Origin of the sequence: Maribacter litoralis, from assembly GCF_003075045.1 — a bacterium.
GTDB lineage: Bacteria > Bacteroidota > Bacteroidia > Flavobacteriales > Flavobacteriaceae > Maribacter > Maribacter litoralis.
This window is the reverse complement of the sequence record NZ_QCZD01000002.1, coordinates 819,880-839,783: the sequence shown is the minus strand read 5'-3', so window position 1 is coordinate 839,783 and position 19,904 is coordinate 819,880. Positions and strand designations below refer to the sequence as shown.

Annotated in this window: 18 protein-coding genes; 7 read left to right on the top strand and 11 right to left on the bottom strand. The window is 35.7% G+C overall.

The features are described 5' to 3' along the window. The first annotated feature begins 68 nt into the window (after positions 1 to 68). The 3 genes from secA to DCS95_RS10975 all read left to right on the top strand — a co-directional run bounded on the left by secA (position 69) and on the right by DCS95_RS10975 (position 6,667). Positions 69 to 3,428, top strand: a complete 3,360-nt coding sequence (gene secA, locus DCS95_RS10985; RefSeq protein WP_116770815.1) for a preprotein translocase subunit SecA — start codon at positions 69 to 71, stop codon at positions 3,426 to 3,428. A 314-nt stretch (positions 3,429 to 3,742) separates the two neighbouring features. Beyond that, positions 3,743 to 4,963, top strand: coding sequence for a sensor histidine kinase (locus tag DCS95_RS10980; RefSeq protein ID WP_116770814.1), 1,221 nt, complete (start codon positions 3,743 to 3,745; stop codon positions 4,961 to 4,963). A 144-nt stretch (positions 4,964 to 5,107) separates the two neighbouring features. Continuing rightward, positions 5,108 to 6,667: an amidohydrolase family protein gene (locus DCS95_RS10975; protein WP_244178446.1), complete on the top strand. Its 1,560-nt coding sequence runs from the start codon at positions 5,108 to 5,110 to the stop codon at positions 6,665 to 6,667. Positions 6,668 to 6,834: 167 nt separating this feature from the next. Here DCS95_RS10975 and DCS95_RS10970 read toward each other — a convergent pair whose 3' ends face one another. The 4 genes from DCS95_RS10970 to DCS95_RS10955 all read right to left on the bottom strand — a co-directional run bounded on the left by DCS95_RS10970 (position 6,835) and on the right by DCS95_RS10955 (position 9,600). Beyond that, positions 6,835 to 7,092: a hypothetical protein gene (locus tag DCS95_RS10970; protein WP_116770812.1), complete on the bottom strand. Its 258-nt coding sequence runs from the start codon at positions 7,090 to 7,092 to the stop codon at positions 6,835 to 6,837. 232 nt (positions 7,093 to 7,324) lie between these two features. Further along, the gene (locus DCS95_RS10965; RefSeq protein WP_116770811.1) at positions 7,325 to 8,680 is read right to left on the bottom strand and encodes a DEAD/DEAH box helicase; all 1,356 of its coding nucleotides are present in this window, start codon (positions 8,678 to 8,680) and stop codon (positions 7,325 to 7,327) included. Positions 8,681 to 8,829: 149 nt separating this feature from the next. Beyond that, entirely contained in the window at positions 8,830 to 9,306 is a 477-nt protein-coding gene (locus DCS95_RS10960) for an OsmC family protein (RefSeq protein ID WP_116770810.1), read from the bottom strand. 72 nt (positions 9,307 to 9,378) lie between these two features. Then, a complete protein-coding gene (locus DCS95_RS10955; RefSeq protein ID WP_116770809.1) occupies positions 9,379 to 9,600 on the bottom strand; it encodes a PLDc N-terminal domain-containing protein in 222 nt (73 codons plus the stop codon). 98 nt (positions 9,601 to 9,698) lie between these two features. Between DCS95_RS10955 and DCS95_RS10950 the strand changes: the two genes are divergently transcribed. Continuing rightward, positions 9,699 to 10,286, top strand: a complete 588-nt coding sequence (locus DCS95_RS10950; RefSeq protein ID WP_116770808.1) for a hypothetical protein — start codon at positions 9,699 to 9,701, stop codon at positions 10,284 to 10,286. 35 nt (positions 10,287 to 10,321) lie between these two features. On the opposite strand, the gene DCS95_RS10945 is transcribed toward DCS95_RS10950, so the two are convergent. Continuing rightward, positions 10,322 to 12,820: an ABC transporter permease gene (locus tag DCS95_RS10945; RefSeq protein WP_116770946.1), complete on the bottom strand. Its 2,499-nt coding sequence runs from the start codon at positions 12,818 to 12,820 to the stop codon at positions 10,322 to 10,324. A 47-nt stretch (positions 12,821 to 12,867) separates the two neighbouring features. Next, positions 12,868 to 13,557: an ABC transporter ATP-binding protein gene (locus DCS95_RS10940; protein WP_116770807.1), complete on the bottom strand. Its 690-nt coding sequence runs from the start codon at positions 13,555 to 13,557 to the stop codon at positions 12,868 to 12,870. Between the two features lie 62 nt (positions 13,558 to 13,619). Here DCS95_RS10940 and DCS95_RS10935 point away from each other — a divergent pair, with 62 nt between their 5' ends. Beyond that, complete coding sequence (locus DCS95_RS10935; protein WP_116770806.1) at positions 13,620 to 14,360, top strand: arylesterase; 741 nt, start codon at positions 13,620 to 13,622, stop codon at positions 14,358 to 14,360. Here DCS95_RS10935 and DCS95_RS10930 read toward each other — a convergent pair. Continuing rightward, entirely contained in the window at positions 14,357 to 14,596 is a 240-nt protein-coding gene (locus DCS95_RS10930) for a hypothetical protein (protein WP_116770805.1), read from the bottom strand. The two genes, DCS95_RS10935 and DCS95_RS10930, sit on opposite strands and share 4 nt — an antisense overlap. Before the next feature lie 265 nt (positions 14,597 to 14,861). Next, positions 14,862 to 15,563, bottom strand: coding sequence for a peptidoglycan DD-metalloendopeptidase family protein (locus DCS95_RS10925; RefSeq protein WP_116770804.1), 702 nt, complete (start codon positions 15,561 to 15,563; stop codon positions 14,862 to 14,864). A 103-nt stretch (positions 15,564 to 15,666) separates the two neighbouring features. On the opposite strand from DCS95_RS10925, the gene msrA reads away from it, so the two are divergent. Together msrA and DCS95_RS10915 are read left to right on the top strand one after the other, a co-directional pair. Next, entirely contained in the window at positions 15,667 to 16,374 is a 708-nt protein-coding gene (gene msrA / locus DCS95_RS10920; protein WP_116770803.1) for a peptide-methionine (S)-S-oxide reductase MsrA, read from the top strand. Positions 16,375 to 16,586: 212 nt separating this feature from the next. Continuing rightward, entirely contained in the window at positions 16,587 to 17,321 is a 735-nt protein-coding gene (locus DCS95_RS10915) for a sugar-binding protein (RefSeq protein ID WP_116770802.1), read from the top strand. Here DCS95_RS10915 and DCS95_RS10910 read toward each other — a convergent pair whose 3' ends face one another. From DCS95_RS10910 to DCS95_RS10900, 3 genes are read right to left on the bottom strand one after another with little or no spacing between them, the layout of a single operon-like run. Further along, a complete protein-coding gene (locus tag DCS95_RS10910) occupies positions 17,322 to 18,740 on the bottom strand; it encodes a caldesmon family protein (protein ID WP_164674168.1) in 1,419 nt (472 codons plus the stop codon). Further along, entirely contained in the window at positions 18,712 to 19,299 is a 588-nt protein-coding gene (locus DCS95_RS10905) for an RNA-dependent RNA polymerase family protein (protein WP_116770800.1), read from the bottom strand. Before DCS95_RS10905 ends, DCS95_RS10910 begins: the two co-directional genes overlap by 29 nt. Beyond that, the gene (locus DCS95_RS10900; RefSeq protein WP_116770799.1) at positions 19,283 to 19,825 is read right to left on the bottom strand and encodes an RNA polymerase sigma factor; all 543 of its coding nucleotides are present in this window, start codon (positions 19,823 to 19,825) and stop codon (positions 19,283 to 19,285) included. Before DCS95_RS10900 ends, DCS95_RS10905 begins: the two co-directional genes overlap by 17 nt. Positions 19,826 to 19,904: the final 79 nt, after the last annotated feature.

Here is a 19,904-nt window from a genome sequence, read left to right as displayed (position 1 = left end):
AAATATTTTGAAATTTATTCTTACCATATAACAGTGTAGAAAGTTTCAATTCTAATAGTATAAAAAATATGAGTTTCATTAATTCCATCCTAAAGGCTTTTGTTGGTGACAAATCACAGAAAGACGTAAAGGAATTGCAGCCTTTAGTAGATAAAATAAAATCATTTGAATCGCAGCTTGAACAGCTTAGCCACGATGAACTAAGGCAAAAAACCATAGAGTTTAAAAGAGCTATACAAGATGCTATCAAAGAAAAGACAGATCAAATTAGCACTTTAGAGGAAGAGGTAAAAAACTCGACCGATATTGACAAGAACGAAGATATCTATACAGAAATAGATAAGTTAAAAGCAGAAGCTTACACTATTTCTGAAGAAACCCTTAATAATATATTACCCGAAGCTTTTGCCGTGGTTAAAGAAACCGCAAAACGTTTTGCCAATAATGAGACAATAAAGGTAACTGCTTCTGAATATGACAGAACGTTGTCAGGCTCAAAAGACTATGTAACCCTTGACGGTACAGATGCCATTTGGAAAAATTCATGGGATGCTGCCGGTAAAGAAGTTACTTGGGACATGGTACATTATGATGTACAATTAATTGGTGGTATTGCCATGCACCAAGGAAAAATTGCAGAGATGCAAACAGGTGAAGGTAAAACCCTTGTAGCTACATTGCCCCTATACTTAAATGCTTTAAGCGGAAACGGTGCACATTTGGTAACCGTAAACGATTATTTAGCAAAAAGGGATAGTGCTTGGATGGCTCCTATTTTTCAATTTCACGGACTATCTGTAGATTGTATAGATTACCACAGACCTAATTCTGATGGTAGACGAGCAGCCTATAATGCAGATATTACCTATGGTACCAATAACGAATTTGGTTTCGATTATCTTAGGGACAACATGGCGCACACACCAAAAGATTTGGTTCAACGCCCACATAATTATGCCATTGTCGATGAGGTCGATTCTGTTTTGGTCGATGATGCACGTACACCATTGATCATATCTGGTCCGGTACCAGAAGGTGATCGCCATGAATTCAATGAACTTAAACCTAAGGTTGACGAGATTGTAAGAAAACAACGTCAACACTTAACCGGTGTATTGGCAGAGGCTAAAAAGTTGATTGCCGAAGGTGACACTAAAGAAGGTGGTTTCTTATTACTTAGAGTATATCGTGGTCTCCCAAAAAATAAAGCTTTAATAAAATTCTTAAGTGAAGAAGGAGTAAAACAACTACTTCAAAAAACAGAGAATTTCTACATGCAAGATAATAACAGGGAAATGCCTGTTGTTGATGAAGACTTACTTTTTGTAATAGACGAAAAGAACAACCAGATAGAATTAACGGACAAAGGTGTTAACTACATTTCTGGTGAGCAAGATAAGGACTTCTTTGTAATGCCCGATATAGGTGCAGAAATCGCGAAAATCGAAAATCAAAATCTAGAAATAGAAAAAGAGGCCGAGTTAAAAGAAGAGCTTTTTAAAGATTTTACCGTAAAGAGTGAACGTATACATACCATGAGCCAATTATTAAAGGCTTATACCCTATTTGAAAAAGATACGGAGTATGTGGTTATGGACAATAAGGTGATGATCGTAGATGAGCAAACCGGTCGTATTATGGATGGCCGTAGATACTCTGACGGATTGCACCAAGCTATTGAAGCAAAAGAGAATGTAAAAATCGAAGCATTGACACAAACTTTTGCAACGGTTACCTTACAGAACTACTTTAGAATGTACAGCAAATTATCTGGTATGACGGGTACTGCTGTTACAGAAGCTGGTGAATTCTGGGAAATCTATAAGTTGGATGTTATGGAAATTCCAACCAACAGACCAATAGCAAGGGAAGATAAAAATGACCTTATCTATAAGACCAAAAGGGAAAAATACAACGCTATTATTGAAGAGGTAACCAAAATCAGTAAAGCGGGAAGACCGGTATTGATCGGTACAACTTCGGTTGAAATATCAGAATTATTATCAAAACTATTGAGCGTACGTAAAGTACCTCACAATGTATTGAACGCAAAACTGCATAAAAAAGAAGCAGATGTTGTTGCAGAGGCAGGTAATGCTGGTGTAGTAACCATTGCAACGAACATGGCTGGTCGTGGTACCGATATTAAATTGTCCGACGAAGTCAAAAAAGCAGGCGGTTTGGCAATTATCGGTACAGAAAGACATGACTCTCGTCGAGTTGACAGACAGTTACGTGGTCGTTCCGGTCGTCAAGGAGATCCGGGAAGTTCACAGTTTTATGTTTCTTTGGAAGATAACCTAATGCGTTTATTTGGTTCTGATAGGGTTGCTAAAATGATGGACAAGATGGGCTTGGAAGATGGTGAAGTAATTCAGCATAGCATGATGACCAAATCTATAGAACGCGCACAGAAAAAAGTAGAAGAAAACAACTTTGGTGTACGTAAGCGTCTGTTAGAATATGATGATGTTATGAACGCACAACGTGAAGTTGTGTATAAAAGAAGACGCCATGCCTTACAAGGTGAGCGTTTAAAATTGGATATCGCCAACATGGTATATGATACCTGTGAAGTAATTGTTGAAAGCAACAAGGCAGCCAATGACTATAAAAACTTAGAGTTTGAATTGATCAAGTATTTTTCAATGACGGCTCCGGTAGAGGAAACGGAATTCAATAAATTATCTGCACAAGAAATTACCGGAAAAATATACAAGGCGGCTTACGAGCATTACAATGATAAAATGGAGCGCAATGCAGCTGCAGCTTTCCCAGTTATTAAAAAAGTGCATGAAGACAATGCCAATAATTTTGAGCGTATTGTAGTACCTTTTACCGATGGTATCAAAAGTTTGAATGTTGTTACCAACCTTCAAGAAGCATACGATAGTAACGGTAAGCAGTTGATCACCGATTTTGAAAAGAATATTTCATTGGCGATTATCGATGATTCTTGGAAAACACATCTTCGTAAGATGGATGAATTGAAACAATCTGTTCAATTGGCCGTTCACGAACAAAAAGATCCTTTATTGATTTATAAGTTCGAAGCATTCGAACTTTTTAAATCAATGATCGAAAAGGTAAACAAAGAAGTGGTTTCTTTCCTTTTTAAAGGAGAATTACCTTCTGAAAATGCAAGTGCCATTCAAGAAGAAAGAAACATCAGAAAAAAGGAAAATCTACAGACTACGAAAGAAGAAATTCCTAATAGCGATGAGTTAGCGGCACGTAGTAGAGCAGTTAGTCAAAACCAAACTCAGCGTCCTGCCGTTACTGAAACAATTACAAGGGAACAACCAAAAATTGGAAGAAACGAGCGAGTTACCATTAAAAATGTAATGAGTGGAGAAAGTAAAACGGTAAAATTTAAACAAGCCGAGCCACTTTTACAAAATGGGTCGTGGGTTTTAACTCAAGACTAAACGAGTTAAGAATTATAATTTCAAAAAGGCATCCAGATTTGGATGCCTTTTTTATTTTACAGTTTAACTTACTTAAAATAAACTACATATAAAGAATTCAGTTTTACTTTAGATTTTTTCGAATTAGAAGTGAAATGAACCATTAACAGTTTATTTCATATTTTTAACCATTATTTAGACAAAAAAAATATGTAATTCAGAAAAATATTCGTCGTTTTAACTATACTAAAGCAGAAATTACTAGTATAATGATAAAAACATAATTAGATTTACATTACGTAATTCGTATGTTTTCTAGTACATAAATAATATCTATGCCCGGATTTACCATTGACAAAGAACGTCTACAGGATAAAACCAAACTATTTTTAAGGGTAAATTATACCACAAGCATTATCTCCTTATTATTTGGAGCATTGTGCTATTTCTTTTTAAATATTACCCAAGTAATCCCTTTTGTATTTCTTGCCTTTGCTGCATTGAATCTTATCAATCTTTTATATTTTAGGGTTCATAAAATTATTTTACCCACATTCAATTTCTCTTCTATTATTGGGCTTATTGCCGCAGTAGTAATTACCTTTTATAGTGGCGGTATTAATAGTCCGTTCATATTTATGATTCCATTAATTGCCTTTGGCGGATTTATCTACAGTACACGTTATGGAAGAATTTACCTTAATATTATCATATTACTGATTCTTTTAATTTTCACACAAACAATTCCAGAATTACGTATTACGGAAAATTACGTACCGGAAGCATCAAGACCAATATTTAGCTTGGTATCCGTTTTATTTTCTGTTTTTATATTAGGTAACACTTTGGGCAAAACTTTATTAAAGACCTATAACGCTATGTATAGTTCTAAAAAAGCGTTGTATTTACAGGTCCATGAAAAAGAAAACCTATTAAAAGAAGTACACCATAGGGTAAAGAATAATTTACAAACGGTTTCCAGTCTACTAAGCTTACAATCCAGAAATATAGATAACGGCCCTATGAAAGGACTTTTAAAGGGTACACAAAACAGGGTTATCGCCATGGCCATGGTTCATGAAATGTTATATATGCGTAATGACATTAGCCATATTGAATACAAATCTTATGTACAAGAACTAGGAGAATACCTTATAAGATCCATAAAAGGCAATGATAACCATGTAGATTTTAAAATAGACATTCCAGATATTAAGTTAGGTATAGATACCGCCATACCTTTAGGTCTTTTAATCAATGAAGCTTTGACCAATGCTTTAAAATATGGTATTGAAGGTGATAAAGAAGGTATCATCAGTATTAAACTACAAGAAGATACCGAACAGAAAAATTGCTATATTTTAGAAATTGGTGATAATGGTGTTGGTTTCCCAGAGACGGTGAACTACAAAACAACAAAATCGTTAGGGTTAAAACTAATTCACAACCTAACACGTCAGTTAAAAGGAACCATTACCAGAGACATGACTAAAAAAGGAACTAATTATATTATCAAATTCCATGAAATAAAGCAGCAATTATCTCCCGTTGCTTAATTAGAATAGGTCATAAATATCAAATCCGTTATTTATTGGTAAAGTTGAGTTGCGTTGACCGTTCTTTCTGTTGCTTTCTTTATATTTAAAGTAACTAACTCAAACTACCACCTTATGTTTCGCAAAGAACTGCTTGTTGCAGCAATGCTCTTATCCGTTTTATTCTCTGTTAACGCCCAATCACTTGAAGGTGATGGTCCGCACAATCAAATGATCATTAGAGGTGTAATGCTCATAAACGGAAATGGAGCTCCACCACAAGGTCCTATTGATATTGTTGTAGAAAATAACATCATTAAAGATATAAAGGTTGTGGGTTACCCCGGAGTTGCTATCAACGATTCAAAAAGACCACAATTAAAACCCGGCGGTAAAGAGTTAGACTGTACCGGTATGTACCTAATGCCCGGGTTTATAGATATGCATACGCATATTGGAGGTGATGCGCAGGATGCAGACCCAGACTATGTTTTTAAACTATGGATGGCACATGGCGTAACTACTGCCCGTGAAGTTGCCGGTAGAGGTATTGACTACACCCTAGACCTAAAACGTAAAAGCGAGAAAAACGAAATTATTGCCCCGCGTATAATATCATATACGGCATTTGGACAAACTAGTGCATCTTTTAACCCTTTAAACGATGTTCCCATTTCAACCCCAGAGCAAGCTCGAGAGTGGGTACGTGCAAATGCAAAAAAAGGTGCAGACGGTATTAAATTCTTCGGTGCCGAACCAGAGATTATGGCAGCTGCATTAGACGAGAATAAAAAATTAGGATTAGGTTCCGCCTGCCACCATGCACAAATGAGCGTAGCCCGATGGAATGTATTACATTCAGCAAGGGCAGGACTAACATCTATGGAGCATTGGTACGGTTTGCCTGAAGCTCTTTTTGATGATCGTACAGTGCAAGATTTTCCGCTGGATTACAATTACCAAAACGAACAAGACCGCTTTGAGAACGCCGGAAAATTATGGGCGCAAGCAGCAAAACCCTATTCTGAACATTGGAATAATGTGATGAACGAATTACTTGAACTGGATTTCACCTTAGACCCTACGTTTAATATCTATGAAGCAAGTAGAGATTTACAACGTGCCAGAAGAGCAGAATGGCATGAGGACTATACCTTACCTTCTTTATGGGAGTTTTATCAACCAAGCAAGGTCTCACATGGATCATACTGGCACGATTGGGGTACAGAGCAAGAAGTTGCCTGGAAACACAATTACAAACTTTGGATGACCTTTGTCAACGAATATAAAAACAGAGGCGGTAGAGTAACTACAGGTTCAGATTCTGGTTTTATATTTCAACTATATGGTTTTGCATATATAAGGGAAATGGAATTATTACGCGAAGCGGGTTTTCACCCATTGGAAATTATACAATCGGCAACCTTAAACGGAGCCGAAGCCCTAGGTATGGATGACCAAATTGGCACAGTTAGCATTGGCAAACTGGCAGATTTTGTAATCGTTGAAGAAAATCCTCTTCAAAATTTCAAAGTATTATACGGTACGGGAGCGATAAAGCTTACCGAAGACAATGAGGTGGTTCGTGTTGGTGGGGTTAAATATACCGTTAAAGATGGTATCATTTACGATTCCAAAGCTTTACTGGCAGACGTTAAACGACAAGTAGATGAGGCAAAAGCAAAAAGTAATTATACCATTAAGCAGCCCGGTGTAAAAAATTAAAACTTACGTTTGTTCACAGGTACTTTTATTGGACGTAATTTTTTCTTGTCATTTGAAGAAACTGCAACCGCTACTACTATTATCAAAGCCGGTACTAAAAGTGTAAGTAACATCATAATTTTAAATTTATAAGGTGCTTCGTTGCACCTTTTAATATATGGCAAAGATTATGCCAATTTACCATAACTCTTGTTGGTAATAAATGCCAATTCTTTGTTAACCCTTGCGTTCTTGTATCTGTATAAACGGGCTACAGATGTTTCTTCAGTGATATCAATCTTTTTCTTAGGCTTAAAATCATTAAGGCTATCAACCATAACAATACCCATTTCAGTAGTGTGAACTTTATCATCTGTTTGGGGTGTTTGGGCCAACGCAATTGCTCCGGCAAAAATTAAAACTAGTAGGGTGAAAAATGCTTTCATATCGTATTATTGAACAATATAAAAGTACCCTCAGCTTAGTAAACATGCCCGTTCACCTCGCTAAACTGCTATAATTTTCGGCTAGTGTAGATATTTATGATGAATAGACATAAAGTGTCGACGAACGGTTTTTGCCCTAAATACAGCATATCGAAACGGTGTGCATTTCATCGATATTCTGTTTTACAAAATGTGCAAAAACAATCAAGAATGCGATAGGAAAAGCATCAAATTATTTTTTGTTTCTTCCGCGTTTACCGTAGTTTTTATCTCCACGCGTCTTTGGTTTAGAGTATTTATTTTTAATGATACGCTTATACGACCCTCCTTGATTTTCTTTCCTGTTCTTTTCAGATTTCTCATGAAAACTTTCACCACGTTCCTCTTCATTAATATTTAACGGGTTTTCACGCTCTCTATGCTTTGGCTGCTCGTCGAAAGTAAGTTGTGTGGCAATTTCCACATCTTCTGGCAATGGTAATAAGTTTACCTTGTATGACATTAAGTCTTCAATAGCATTTTTTGCATCTTCCTCTTTTGGTGTAAAAAGCAAGATCGATGTACCTTCTTTCTCTGCCCTGCCCGTTCTTCCAATTCGGTGCATGTAATTTTCAGGATAAGTAGGTGTGTCAAAGTTTATAACATGCGATATCTCTTGCAAGTCCAACCCACGTGCCATAACATCTGTAGTTACAAGAATACGGTTCTTGCCCTCATCGAATTGATTTATAGAACGTAATCTGTAGTTTTGTGTTTTATTGGAGTGTATAATGCATATCTCTTCACTAAAAAATTCAGATAACTCTTTGAACAGTAGGTCAGCACTTCGTTTACTAGAAACAAAGACCAAGACTTTATTATACACCGCTTCATCTTGCAATAACTTCACTACAAGATTCACTTTGGTATAAAAATTAGGTGTAGCATAGGCAAATTGTGCAATATTCTCCAATGGTGTACCACTTACCGCAACAGCTATCTTTTGAACACCGGTGAAAAAATCGGTAATGAACATTTCAATATCATCTGTCATGGTGGCAGAGAACATTATATTCTGTCTTCTCTGGGGTAATAACTCAAATATATTTATCAACTGAAACCTAAAGCCTAGATCTAACATAACATCGACCTCATCAATAACAAGTTTCTTAACTTGTTTTAGTTGAACAGCTTTTGTTAATATCAAATCATATAAACGTGCAGGCGTGGCTACCAGCACATCTGTGCCCGATGCCAAGGCCTCTTTTTGTTTCAGCATACTTTTTCCTCCAAATACACCTAAAACCCTTGTACCTGAATACTTGGCCAACTTTTCTGCTTCTTCCACAACTTGCACTACCAACTCACGAGTGGGCACTAAAACAATAACTTTTGGATGAATTTCCTTTGAAAACTTTAAGGTATTTAAAATAGGAAGTAAATATGCGAATGTTTTACCTGTACCTGTTTGTGCAATACCAACCACATCGCTACCACTCATAACAATAGGAAAAGCCTTTTCCTGAATAGGGGTAGTATTTTCAAAACCTAAATCCTCAAGTGCTTTTTCTAAGTTTCTAGATATTTTTAAATCGGTAAACAATGGCATAACATTCACTTTTGTATTTCAGGTGCAAAGCTAGGCTGATTAGTTGACAAATCATGTATAGTGAAGAACTTATCGTATTTAATATGGGACGGAACCTATTAAAAGTTCAAAAAAAATCATTCTAAAATCATATTCAAGTAGGAAACAACTTATTGACCCAACACTTTACAAGTAGCTTGATGCTTGACTTCAAAATTTACAGAATTGGCAATGAAACAATAATCATTAGCCTTTTCATGTAAGGTTTGTGCCCTTTCAACCATAGAAGCATCTTTTACGGTTACCACTGGGTTTAACCTTACTTCTCTAAAATGACCACTACCGCTAGAAGTTTCTTCCATTACACCTGTAGCGTTATCAACATATGCGACCACAACTACCTTTGCCTCTGAGCATAAATGTAAATACCATAGCATATGGCAAGAAGATAATGAAGATACCAACATCTCTTCTGGATTATACTTGTTAGCATCTCCCCGAAAAGCAGGATCAGATGAACATAAGATATCGGGTTTGTTCGTTACAGATACCACATGACTCCTTTCAAAATCCCGATAGTTAGAAGTACCTGAACCGTTATTCCCTGTCCATTCTACTGTAGTTAAATAGGTATGCCGCTTACTCATTTCTAGATAAAATATTTTAAAGAAGAATAATTAAAAATCTAAATTACCGAAAAATGAAATAGAAAATCGAAATCAATTTAAGATGACACGTCTTGTTTTTCCTGTTGACAGATAAAGTGCTGAACCTAAAATTGGTAGAAAAAAGACAATTAGAAACCAAGTAATTTTTCCATCATTTCTGAACTTATGACGTATAATATCTATCAAACAATAGGTCCATACTAAAAGTACCACTAAAAAAAGTGTTTGCCATGACAATAACACAATTGAAAAAGAGATACCGAAGTTTTCCATAACCAATTGATTTCTTTATAATTGAATCGTATTTAAAGTTATAAAAAACAACACAGTATAATGAATACTATTTTTTAAAAAACAAGTAATTATATTTTATGAAGTCCGCTAGTCTTATTTTACTAATAATCATTCTATTATTCATTACTCCTTTGGCATCTCAAGAATCTTCCATTACTCATGAGGAAGCCATAAATAAAGAGATTGCACATCAATATCCTAAATATTACAAAGAACTAGGGAGACTATTGGACGATTTTCAGCAGGAACTTATTTCTAAAGGAGTAATAAAAACGGGTACCTATAAACAATATGTTCAAGTTTTATCAGCAATAAGTAAAGATAGCACCTTCGAAATTTTTAGTGATTATGCAATTGGAGATACTTTGAGACAACTTTCTAAACAAGTGAATTATGATCACCTCAATATAATGAAAGCCGCACCAATGATTTTTTTCAAGAAAAATGCAGAAATAAAAAGTGTAGTATTCAATAATAAAGCTTCGCAGATCTATGCCGAAAAAAAGAATTTATCTCGTTCAGACCATGCAAAATTATTTTTAGATGTTTATAATGAAGCTGATTTTCAACTACCAACAATAAGAGAACAGCTATATAGATTCTTAGATCCAAATACAGATTACATTTTGTATACATATATTGGAAAGCCCACTTCACAACAATAGGGAAGTGAGCTTCAAAATTGCAATTGAAATAAATATCATCCTTCTTTTCGCAATACCTGTAAAGGCGGACTATTTAATACTCCCCTGCTATTCATTAATCCAATAGTCAAGACTAGTAATGTAATACCCGGCAAAACCACCAAAAAAGGCACCCATGAAGGAATAAATGGAGTATCGAAAATAAAGTAAGCCAATAAAAAACTACTGACCAAAGACAGTAAAACTCCCACACCACTTCCTAAAACACCTAAAAACAAATACTCTAAAGCGTTTATTTTTAAAATCTGTTTACTCTGTGCTCCAATAGTTCTTAACAAGACACTTTCTCGAATGCGCTGGTATTTGCTATTACGAACAGAACCGATTAGCACAATTATACCTGTGAGAATACTAAAGAATGCCATAAAGGTGATTACCCAAGATATTTTATCTAAAATATTTTCGACCAAGGTAACTACCTGTCTTAAATCGATTATAGAAACGTTGGGGAATTTCTTCACCAATTCTCGTTGTAAATCCGCAGAGGATTTTTTATCAGGTGCGTTCGTGGTTACGACGTGAAACTGGGGAGCTTTCTCTAAAACCCCATTTGGAAATACAATTGAAAAATTTAATTGCATACGAGCCCAATCTACTTGGCGAATATTACCAACAACCGTAGTCATCAATTTACCCTGTACATTAAAGAGTAAAGTATCGCCCAAAGTCACCAATGCATCGTTAGCCACATTATCTGACAGTGAAATGGGTATAACTTCCGAGTTTGAAGAAACGGACGGTATCCACTCCCCTTCCAACAATTTTTCAGATGCTATCATTGAATCTCTATACGTAGTTCTAAATTCATGATTCAATATCCATTTATTGATGCGTGTAGTGGTGTCTAAACGAATATCATTGACATTGCGATCCTTAATGCGTTCCAAACGCATGGTAACGATAGGTATATTATCTATTACCGGCAATCCTTTTGGGGTGATTGTATTTGCTACAGCATCTCTTTGTGCCGTCTGTACATCGAAGAGTATCAAATTAGGACTATCGGCACTTGCCTCAAACGAAGTTTTAGCGAGAAGAAAGTCTTTGGTAAAATATAATGTGCTGATTAAAAACGTACCGATACCGATGGCCAATATCAATACTACGGTTTGGTTGTTAGGTCTGTATAAATTTAAAAGACTTTGACGAGCTGCAAAACTCCATGACTTAGGAAAATTACGTTTTATCAATCTCATAAAACCAATGGAGACCCCTGCTAAAATTGAGAATGTCACCAATATACCTGCAACGAAACTAAACGCGAACGTCCATCTTCCCAACAAATAATAAGCAAACAACAAAACAAAAACTACAATGGCAACAACTACCCAAATTTGCAAAGGTCTTGCTTTTTTACCTGTATTTTCCTGTACCCTTAAAACTTGCAGCGGCGATACAAACCATGTATTCACCAATGGGGACAAAGCAAACAGAACGGACATGCAAACCCCTAAAATCAAGCCCACAAATATTGCTTGAAAAGAAGTTGTTATCTCAACTTGAAAAGGTAAGAACTCTTGCAAAATAATTGGAAAGGTCTGTTGTAACACCAATCCGATAACGGTTCCTATGAGTCCGCCCAAGAATCCCATTCCTGCAATTTGAATAAGATAAATGTAGAATGTTTGCTTGCGGGTAGCTCCCAAACATTTTAGAACGGCTACTGCTTTCAATTTTTCCTTAATATAAATATGCACAGAGCTGGCGATACCAACGCAACCCAATAAAAGCGCTATAAAAGCCACTAAATTCAAGAACCTACCCACAATTTCATACCTACGCCCTAAGCGCTCACTAGTATCTGTATGGGTATCCATATCCGCATTTTCCGCATCTAATAGAGGATCAACATCCTTACTCAAAACTTCTAGATCCGCTTTGTCATTATTGAAGTAATAATTGTATCCTAATCGACTACCACGATCTAACAATCCACTACCTTCCATAAAGCGAAACGGCACTACAATTGGCGGTGCTGCGGTTGCTCCAATACCCGTACTACCAGGAGCAGTGATCAACGAACCGATAATAGGAAAAGTGGTATTTCCCAACTTTACACTATCACCTGGTTTTAAATTGTATTGTAGCATTGCGGTAGCATCTACTAGTGCTCCTCCTTTTTCTTGGTACGCTATTGCCGCACTGGCAGGTTCGGTCTCCAGCTCACCGTAAAAGGGAAAATTGCCTTCAATGGCACGTACTTGAACCAATTTTGTAGAAAGGCTTTTAGGAAATGCTGCCATAGAAGCAAAATTTACTTCACGTGCATCGTAACCACCCAAAGAATCCATTATTTCGGACACCCTTTCATTTGCCGGCTGATTGCTATCTATTAAAAAATCGGCTCCCATTAATGCCTTGGACTGTAAACCGATATTATCCTTAAGGTTATCGCTAAAAGATTGAATGGATACTACTGCGGCAATACCCAAAATAATAGACGCCATGAACAAAAGCAACCGTTTACCACTAGCTTTGCCATCTCGCCATGCCATTTTTAACAACCAATTAAAACCTGCTTTTGATGTTCTTTGTATTTCGCTCAAGATAGTGCTGTAGTTTCGTTGATTACTATTTTACCACCTTTAAGTCGTAATACGTGCTTATTTAAGTTCGCCAATTCTAGGTCGTGAGTAACAATGACCAAGGTAGTGCCCATCTCCTTATTAAGGTCGAACAAAAGTTTAATCACCTTTTCACCGGTTTCCTCGTCTAAATTACCTGTAGGTTCATCTGCAAACAAAATAGAAGGTTTATTCGAAAAAGCTCTTGCCAAAGCAACACGCTGTTGTTCACCGCCCGATAATTGTGATGGGTAATGATCATGACGGTCACCCAAACCAACTTTATTTAAAAGTTCCATTGCAACTTTTGTAGCATTGGGCGCCCCTTGCAATTCTAAAGGAACACTTACATTCTCTAAAGCGGTCAGCGTAAGCAGTAGTTGAAAATCTTGAAAAATGAATCCTACTTTCTCATTTCTTAAAAGTGCACGTTGATCTTCGTTCAAGGCACTTAAATCTTCCCCGCAAAGTTCAATGGTTCCTTCATTTATCTCATCCAAACCGGCACAGAGTCCTAATAAGGTTGTTTTACCACTTCCCGACGGACCCACAATTGCAAAAGTATCTCCTTCTTCAATTGAAAAAGAAATATCATCGATTACCGTCAAATTCTTTGATCCGCTCGTATACGTTTTCTTTAGATTACGTACGTTTAATATCTTTGTCATAAATCATTTTGGTACAAGACAACAAAATAAACAAATGATTTGGAATCTAATAAGTTAAGACTATGTTGAAAGTATTAAAGTTTCGTTATTTTTTGATAGCGCTGTTGTTCATTGGATGCGGAGAGAAAACCGAGAAAAAACAAACGGAAACACCAACAGAGGTAGAAAACGCTGTTAATAAGGAAGATATTTCTACTGATGATAAGGTCATATTGTTTTATGGCAACAGTCTTACCGCAGCATATGGTTTAGATGTAAAAGAAGGATTTCCAAACAGAATTCAACAACGCATTGATTCATTAGGTTTAGATTACAAGGTGATTAACTCAGGATTAAGTGGTGAAACTACATCTGGCGGATTAAATAGATTAGATTGGGTATTGAACCAGCCTGTTGATATTTTTGTTTTGGAATTGGGGGCCAATGATGGCTTGCGCGGCATTCCTATTTCCGAAACCATGAATAATTTACAGGAAATGATCGATATGGTGAAAGATAAAAATCCTGATACCAAGATTATATTGGCAGGTATGCAGATACCACCAAATATGGGCGCTGACTATGCATCTCAATTTAAAGCCATGTATCCTGCATTGGCACAATCAAACAATACATATTTAATCCCTTTTTTACTAGAGGGAGTTGCGGGCATACCAGAACTAAATCTAGAAGATGGTATTCACCCAACTGCCGAAGGGCAACGTATAGTTACAAATAATGTTTGGGAAATTTTAAAGACTATTGTGTTACCTGTAAGGGGAACAGAGGTAACTGAAAAGGACTTAGTTGAAGAATTGAACTAGGCAAAAAATAATGTTCTTACCCTTGGCTTAAAAAGTAATGCTTGTTTTACTCTGGCATTCTTCACTTTAAAAAACCTTGCAGCTGTTTGAAAACCCTGAGCGTTTACGTCAGACTTAATTGTTACATCTGCCATGGGCATAACAATGGTCTGCACTTTTGTGTCTGGTGACTTCTCTTGTGCTTGGGACTGGGTTCCCAAACAGATAACAAGGAATAAAAAAATAATTGTACGCATAATAAAGTAGGTAAATTTGGTTTATAGATAACCCCCTACCCTTAAGTTAACGTATTTTCGAATCGATAAGCGGTATCATTTTCACGATGAAAAGATACTTTTTCGATGTATTACCAATTTTTGTAGTCCGTTTTCCTACAAAATTTACTCCCGCTAAACCCCTAAATTGTGCATTTCATCGAGTTAATAGGTATTTTCCTACAAAAAATTAAATTACTCTAATAGGTGGACTACAAATTTTATAAAAATGTTGCTTGTACAGACCCTATCGAAATTTAACCACTTGTGTTATCTTTAAAAGAAGATTAGGATCCGGACAATTGGTTTTATAGAATGGTAAATCTTCCTTTGCACAGACCCCAGGATAATCACCTTCATTACCCTCTAAATCCTTTATCATTTGAAAATGAAGATGTGGTGCATAGTTTACGTTAATATCAGGCGTTCCCAATTTCGCCAAGGTATCTCCTGCGGAAAACGACTTTCCCTTAACAAGACCTGATATTGCATCTAGCGTTAAATGGCCATAGAGAGTATAAAAAGTAATATTATTAATAGAATGTTCCAATACTATTGTTGGTCCATAATCTCCAATACTACTATTGTTATTAAAACTATGCACTTTACCATCTAAAGGAACAATAACCTTAGTCCCCGCTTTGCACCAAAAATCCGTTCCCAAATGAATATTTCTTTTAGGCTTGTTCAACGGGGTAAAACCTACTTTATCTGAATACAGGTTTCGTTCCTCCAAATAACCACCATAAGCTATTTTGCCATTCTCCTTTTGTAATACTTTATCTATGTAGGATTGACAAGTTATATGATTTGTAATATCTACATCAACCAATTCCTTATTATCTTTAGATAAATCTAGAGGAATATATTTATCGATTGATATAGTAGAATCCAATATACAAATGGGTTGTTCAGAATATGATAAAAGCAACCGTTCCAATTCGTTCATTTTTCAAAAATATATCATCTTAGTATCTCCTTAACATATTTTAACCGTTTTCCTCGTAAGTACTTTGTAAATTATCCTACAAATTGCAAAAAGAAAAAGAAATATGAAATTATTACAAATTGCTTTATTGGTCACTGCCAGCTTAGTTGCTACTAGTTGCCAATCAAAGAACAAAAAAAATACAGTTTCTGAAACCAACTCGGCTATAGAGGCGGAGCAAGAAGAAGTGTATGAGGAAGTAAAGTTGAGTCGGCAACAATTAAGCAAATATGAAACAGCATATTTTGCCAGTGGTTGTTTTTGGTGTGTTGAAGCAATTTTTGAAAGTGTTAAAGGTGTAAAAGAAGTTATTTCAGGTTACGCAGGCGGAAAACAAAAGAACCCTACTTACGAAGAAGTTGGATATGGAAAAACAGACCATGCCGAAGCTGTAGAGGTATATTACGACCCCAAGGTTATTTCGTTTACCGAATTGGTACAAGTATTCTTTGGTTCTCATGATCCAACTCAATTGAATAGACAGGGGCCAGACCGCGGTAGACAATATCGCTCTATTGCTTTTTACAAAAATGATGAAGAGAAGAAAATTATTGAAAATTATATTCAAGCTTTAAAAGATAATAAAGTTTATGACGCAGACCCTATTACTACAGAGGTAACGCCATATACGGTATTTTATGAAGCAGAATCGTATCATCAAGATTATGAAAAAAATAACCCTAACAATTCTTATATAAGAAATGTTTCAGTGCCACGGTTAAATAGATTTAAAGCAAACTTTGGCGAATATTTGAAAAAGAATGCTCATTAAGAAATTTAGTAATTTACTGCTAAAGACCAGCGCCCCTATGGGGCGCTTTTTTATTCATATCCTCCAATAAGTCACTAATAATGTATTAGTTAACATTAAAATTACCATCACCCTTTATTTTTACCATATCTTGTTTTAAATACCGAAGTACTATAAATCTTACAATATTTAAGTAAATAGTGTGTTTAAATTATAGATTCCAAACTAGTATTATGAAATGGACTATTTATTTTTTACTTGTAGTATGCGTTACTTCGTGTACTAATACTAAAAGCAAAAAGAATACCCACATAACTCCCGTTTCATACATAAAAGAGACACCAACACTTGATGGCAGACCTATTGAAAATTACTGGAACCTGTTAGAATGGCAGCCTATAGACCAAAATTGGATAGGAGGACCATTTGATCATGAGGACTATAACGGTAAATATAAAATGGCTTGGAATGAAGATGGTCTTTATATACTGCTTGAAATTGTTGACGACACCCTTTTTGAACAAACAGAAGACCCTTTAAAACTTTGGTGGAACGACGATTGTGTAATCGTATATGTTGATGAAGACAATTCTGGTGGTCAACATAGATTTAACCATAATGCATTCACCTATCACGTTGCCCTAGATGGTAATGTAGTTGACTTGGGTGTAAATGAAAAACCGACATTGTATAATGAACATATCATCTCTAAACATCAAACTGAAGGCAACACAACGTATTGGGAAATGCACGTAAAAGTATACCCAAGTATTTTTAACGATAAGCCTACGGTAAAGCCGGTTGTATTGAGCGAGGGCAAAAGAATCGGTTTTGCAATTGCCTATGCCGATAATGATAAGAGTAAAGAAAGAGAAAATCTAATTGGGTCTGTCTTTGTACCCGGAGAGAATAAAAATGCAGGTTGGATAGATGCCAATGTATTTGGGACATTGGAATTACTGAAATAACTATTGCAATACCACTTCACTATAATCTGATGTTATTATTACAGATCGGTTACTGTTACCGTTTAAATGATACCCTTTATGTATAAAGGTACTACCGTTTTTGGTTTCCATAACTTTTAAATTGGGCGGCAATTTCAAAGATGATGAATTTCCCTTCACATAAATATTGCTTGCTACTTTTGGTAAATTCACATTCAACTCTCCGTTTTTAACACTAATATCCAGCTCTTCAAAATCGCTTCCCATTTCAAGAATGTGTACCGCACCAAAATTATTTTTTACAAAAGCGTTTTTAAACAACTTATCTATGGTAACGTCTGATGAAGTTGCTTGCAATTGTAGTTGCACCACCTCAGCCAAAGATATTTCTTCAGAATAAGATGTGCTTAATTGCCCATAATTCCATTTTTGAACGTTCACCGGTGTATAGGCTGCCGAAACTATGGTTTCTTCGCCATCAATAGTTACTGCCCAAAGGCTTGAATGCGAAAGGTTCGCATTCAAGTTTTTGGTATTCTCTGCCAATTTAACCTCACCATGTCTTACATCCATTTTTATTCTGGTAGACTTTGGTAAACTGATCTTAATGGTTTTTTTGATCTTAAAATTCTTTTGTTTCCCTTCGGATGAATAATAGAAAATATTCGGAGAGCCTTCTCCAGAATTGATCAACATTCTACGTTCCTCTCTTTCCTCGTGCATTTTTTCTCGCCTCTCCTCCATTTTTTCTTGTCTTTCTTGCATGGCTTCCTCTCTCTTTTCCATCAATTCCTCTCGTCTTTCATTGTACTCCTCCATTCTTTTTTCGATTACCTCACCTTTCTCTTCCATACGCTCAGCCCACTCTTCCAATCTTTTTTGATGTTTTTTATCAAAGCTTTTCTCAAAGTTCTTTTGCCATTTCTTCATGTATTTTTCACCATCTTCTTGGTATGCTTCATAGTCGAATATAAAGGCTTCGGTTTGTGGTAAGGGCGGCATCTCTGGAAAAGGTGCAATCTGAGGTACACTAACTACGAACGATGCTATTTCGGGTACCTCAATGTGCATTTCGTTATCATTAAAGAAGGTATTCGAATCAAATCTTTCAAAAAAATCATTGTTTTTAGACTTCGAAGAAATTTTAATCTCCTTGCTATTGCCTAAGATTTCGATGGGACTATTTTCAAAATACTCCTTTGCCTCTTCTTTGGTAGCACCTTCTAGGGAAATGGTGGCCGTAATGGCCACCTCATCCTTATCCCAAGTTTCAAACTCAATATCAGCATAGCTGGTATTGATATTTACCACAGCATCATCTGCTACAATAAATCGTTCTTGAAAAGTTTTACTTTCCGCTTGCGAAAAAACGCCAGCTGAAGTTAAAAGACCTAATGCAATGATGAGTTGCTTAGATACTAGTGTCATTGATCTGTTCATTTTTTGATAATTTTAATTCGTTTAACTTTCTTTTTAATTTCTGTAATAATTGTAATCGTAATTGTAAATTTTCTATAAGTGCGGTAATAGTTTGATCATTTGGACCTAATTCTTTTAGTTCTTTATTTAAAGTTTTATATTCTAGGTTCAAGTTATTTAGCTGCTCCATAAAACTATCTATTAACCCTTTCGTATCTGGCGAAACCTCTAGTTTAGCCAATTCCATATTAATGTTCGCTACATAGAAATTCTCTACTTTTTTAAGATCTGGCGACAGATCACCGAACGTAAATTCATTTTTTTGTTCTTCAGTGATGGTGTTATCAACCACAGTGGTGCTATTCTGACTGTTTTCTCCATTAAAGTATACCACACCTAAGCCTATACTTGCAATTATTGCTACTGATGCTGCAATCTTTAACCAACCCCAATTATATTTTATATTTACCGGTAAGGCTTCTTCAAGTTTATTTAAAAAGCGCTCTTCATGACCTGGTTTAATGGCATGCTTTTGCTGCTCTCTATCTTTCCTGAACATTTCCCTAAGATCCTGTTCCATAATTCTTTTCTTTTAACAATTCTTTTAATTGGCCTTTGCCACGAGACAATCTTGTTCTACAGGCAGATGATGAAATATTTAAAACTTCTGCAATTTCTTGGTGATCATATCCTTCTACCAAAAACATAAGTACCACATATTTATATTTTTCTTGTAATTGATCTATGGCCAACCTTACCTCATCAATACTAATTACAGAAGGCACGTTCCAATTATCATCTTCTGCAACAACCTGCATGTCATGCTCATCAATAGATATTTTATCTTTTTTAGATTTTAAAAAATCTATACTCTTATTTACCACTATTCTCTTTAACCAAGCTCCAAAAGTGACATCTCCTTTATATTGATGAATTTTTTGAAATGCCTTAATAAAAGATTCCTGTAAAACATCTTCCGCATCGTCTGCATTTTTTACAAAGCGGTTTGCTACCACAAACATACCGTCACAATATTTTCTATATAATTGTAACTGGGCAGTGCGGTCGTTTGCCTTACATTTCTCTACGACATTGCTTTGAAACATCGGTTAATTAGATTGGTTTTTGGTTGTTGTTGTATTAAGGACGATATAAAAAATAGAATGTTGCAAAAATTTTTATTTT

Coding starts and splice junctions, on each gene's coding strand:
- secA (WP_116770815.1), top strand. CDS start 69: ATGAGTTTCATTAATTCCATCCTAAAGGCTTTTGTTGGTGACAAATCA.
- DCS95_RS10980 (WP_116770814.1), top strand. CDS start 3,743: ATGCCCGGATTTACCATTGACAAAGAACGTCTACAGGATAAAACCAAA.
- DCS95_RS10975 (WP_244178446.1), top strand. CDS start 5,108: ATGCTCTTATCCGTTTTATTCTCTGTTAACGCCCAATCACTTGAAGGT.
- DCS95_RS10970 (WP_116770812.1), bottom strand. CDS start 7,092: ATGAAAGCATTTTTCACCCTACTAGTTTTAATTTTTGCCGGAGCAATT.
- DCS95_RS10965 (WP_116770811.1), bottom strand. CDS start 8,680: ATGCCATTGTTTACCGATTTAAAAATATCTAGAAACTTAGAAAAAGCA.
- DCS95_RS10960 (WP_116770810.1), bottom strand. CDS start 9,306: ATGAGTAAGCGGCATACCTATTTAACTACAGTAGAATGGACAGGGAAT.
- DCS95_RS10955 (WP_116770809.1), bottom strand. CDS start 9,600: ATGGAAAACTTCGGTATCTCTTTTTCAATTGTGTTATTGTCATGGCAA.
- DCS95_RS10950 (WP_116770808.1), top strand. CDS start 9,699: ATGAAGTCCGCTAGTCTTATTTTACTAATAATCATTCTATTATTCATT.
- DCS95_RS10945 (WP_116770946.1), bottom strand. CDS start 12,820: ATGGCATGGCGAGATGGCAAAGCTAGTGGTAAACGGTTGCTTTTGTTC.
- DCS95_RS10940 (WP_116770807.1), bottom strand. CDS start 13,557: ATGACAAAGATATTAAACGTACGTAATCTAAAGAAAACGTATACGAGC.
- DCS95_RS10935 (WP_116770806.1), top strand. CDS start 13,620: ATGTTGAAAGTATTAAAGTTTCGTTATTTTTTGATAGCGCTGTTGTTC.
- DCS95_RS10930 (WP_116770805.1), bottom strand. CDS start 14,596: ATGCGTACAATTATTTTTTTATTCCTTGTTATCTGTTTGGGAACCCAG.
- DCS95_RS10925 (WP_116770804.1), bottom strand. CDS start 15,563: ATGAACGAATTGGAACGGTTGCTTTTATCATATTCTGAACAACCCATT.
- msrA (WP_116770803.1), top strand. CDS start 15,667: ATGAAATTATTACAAATTGCTTTATTGGTCACTGCCAGCTTAGTTGCT.
- DCS95_RS10915 (WP_116770802.1), top strand. CDS start 16,587: ATGAAATGGACTATTTATTTTTTACTTGTAGTATGCGTTACTTCGTGT.
- DCS95_RS10910 (WP_164674168.1), bottom strand. CDS start 18,740: ATGAACAGATCAATGACACTAGTATCTAAGCAACTCATCATTGCATTA.
- DCS95_RS10905 (WP_116770800.1), bottom strand. CDS start 19,299: ATGGAACAGGATCTTAGGGAAATGTTCAGGAAAGATAGAGAGCAGCAA.
- DCS95_RS10900 (WP_116770799.1), bottom strand. CDS start 19,825: ATGTTTCAAAGCAATGTCGTAGAGAAATGTAAGGCAAACGACCGCACT.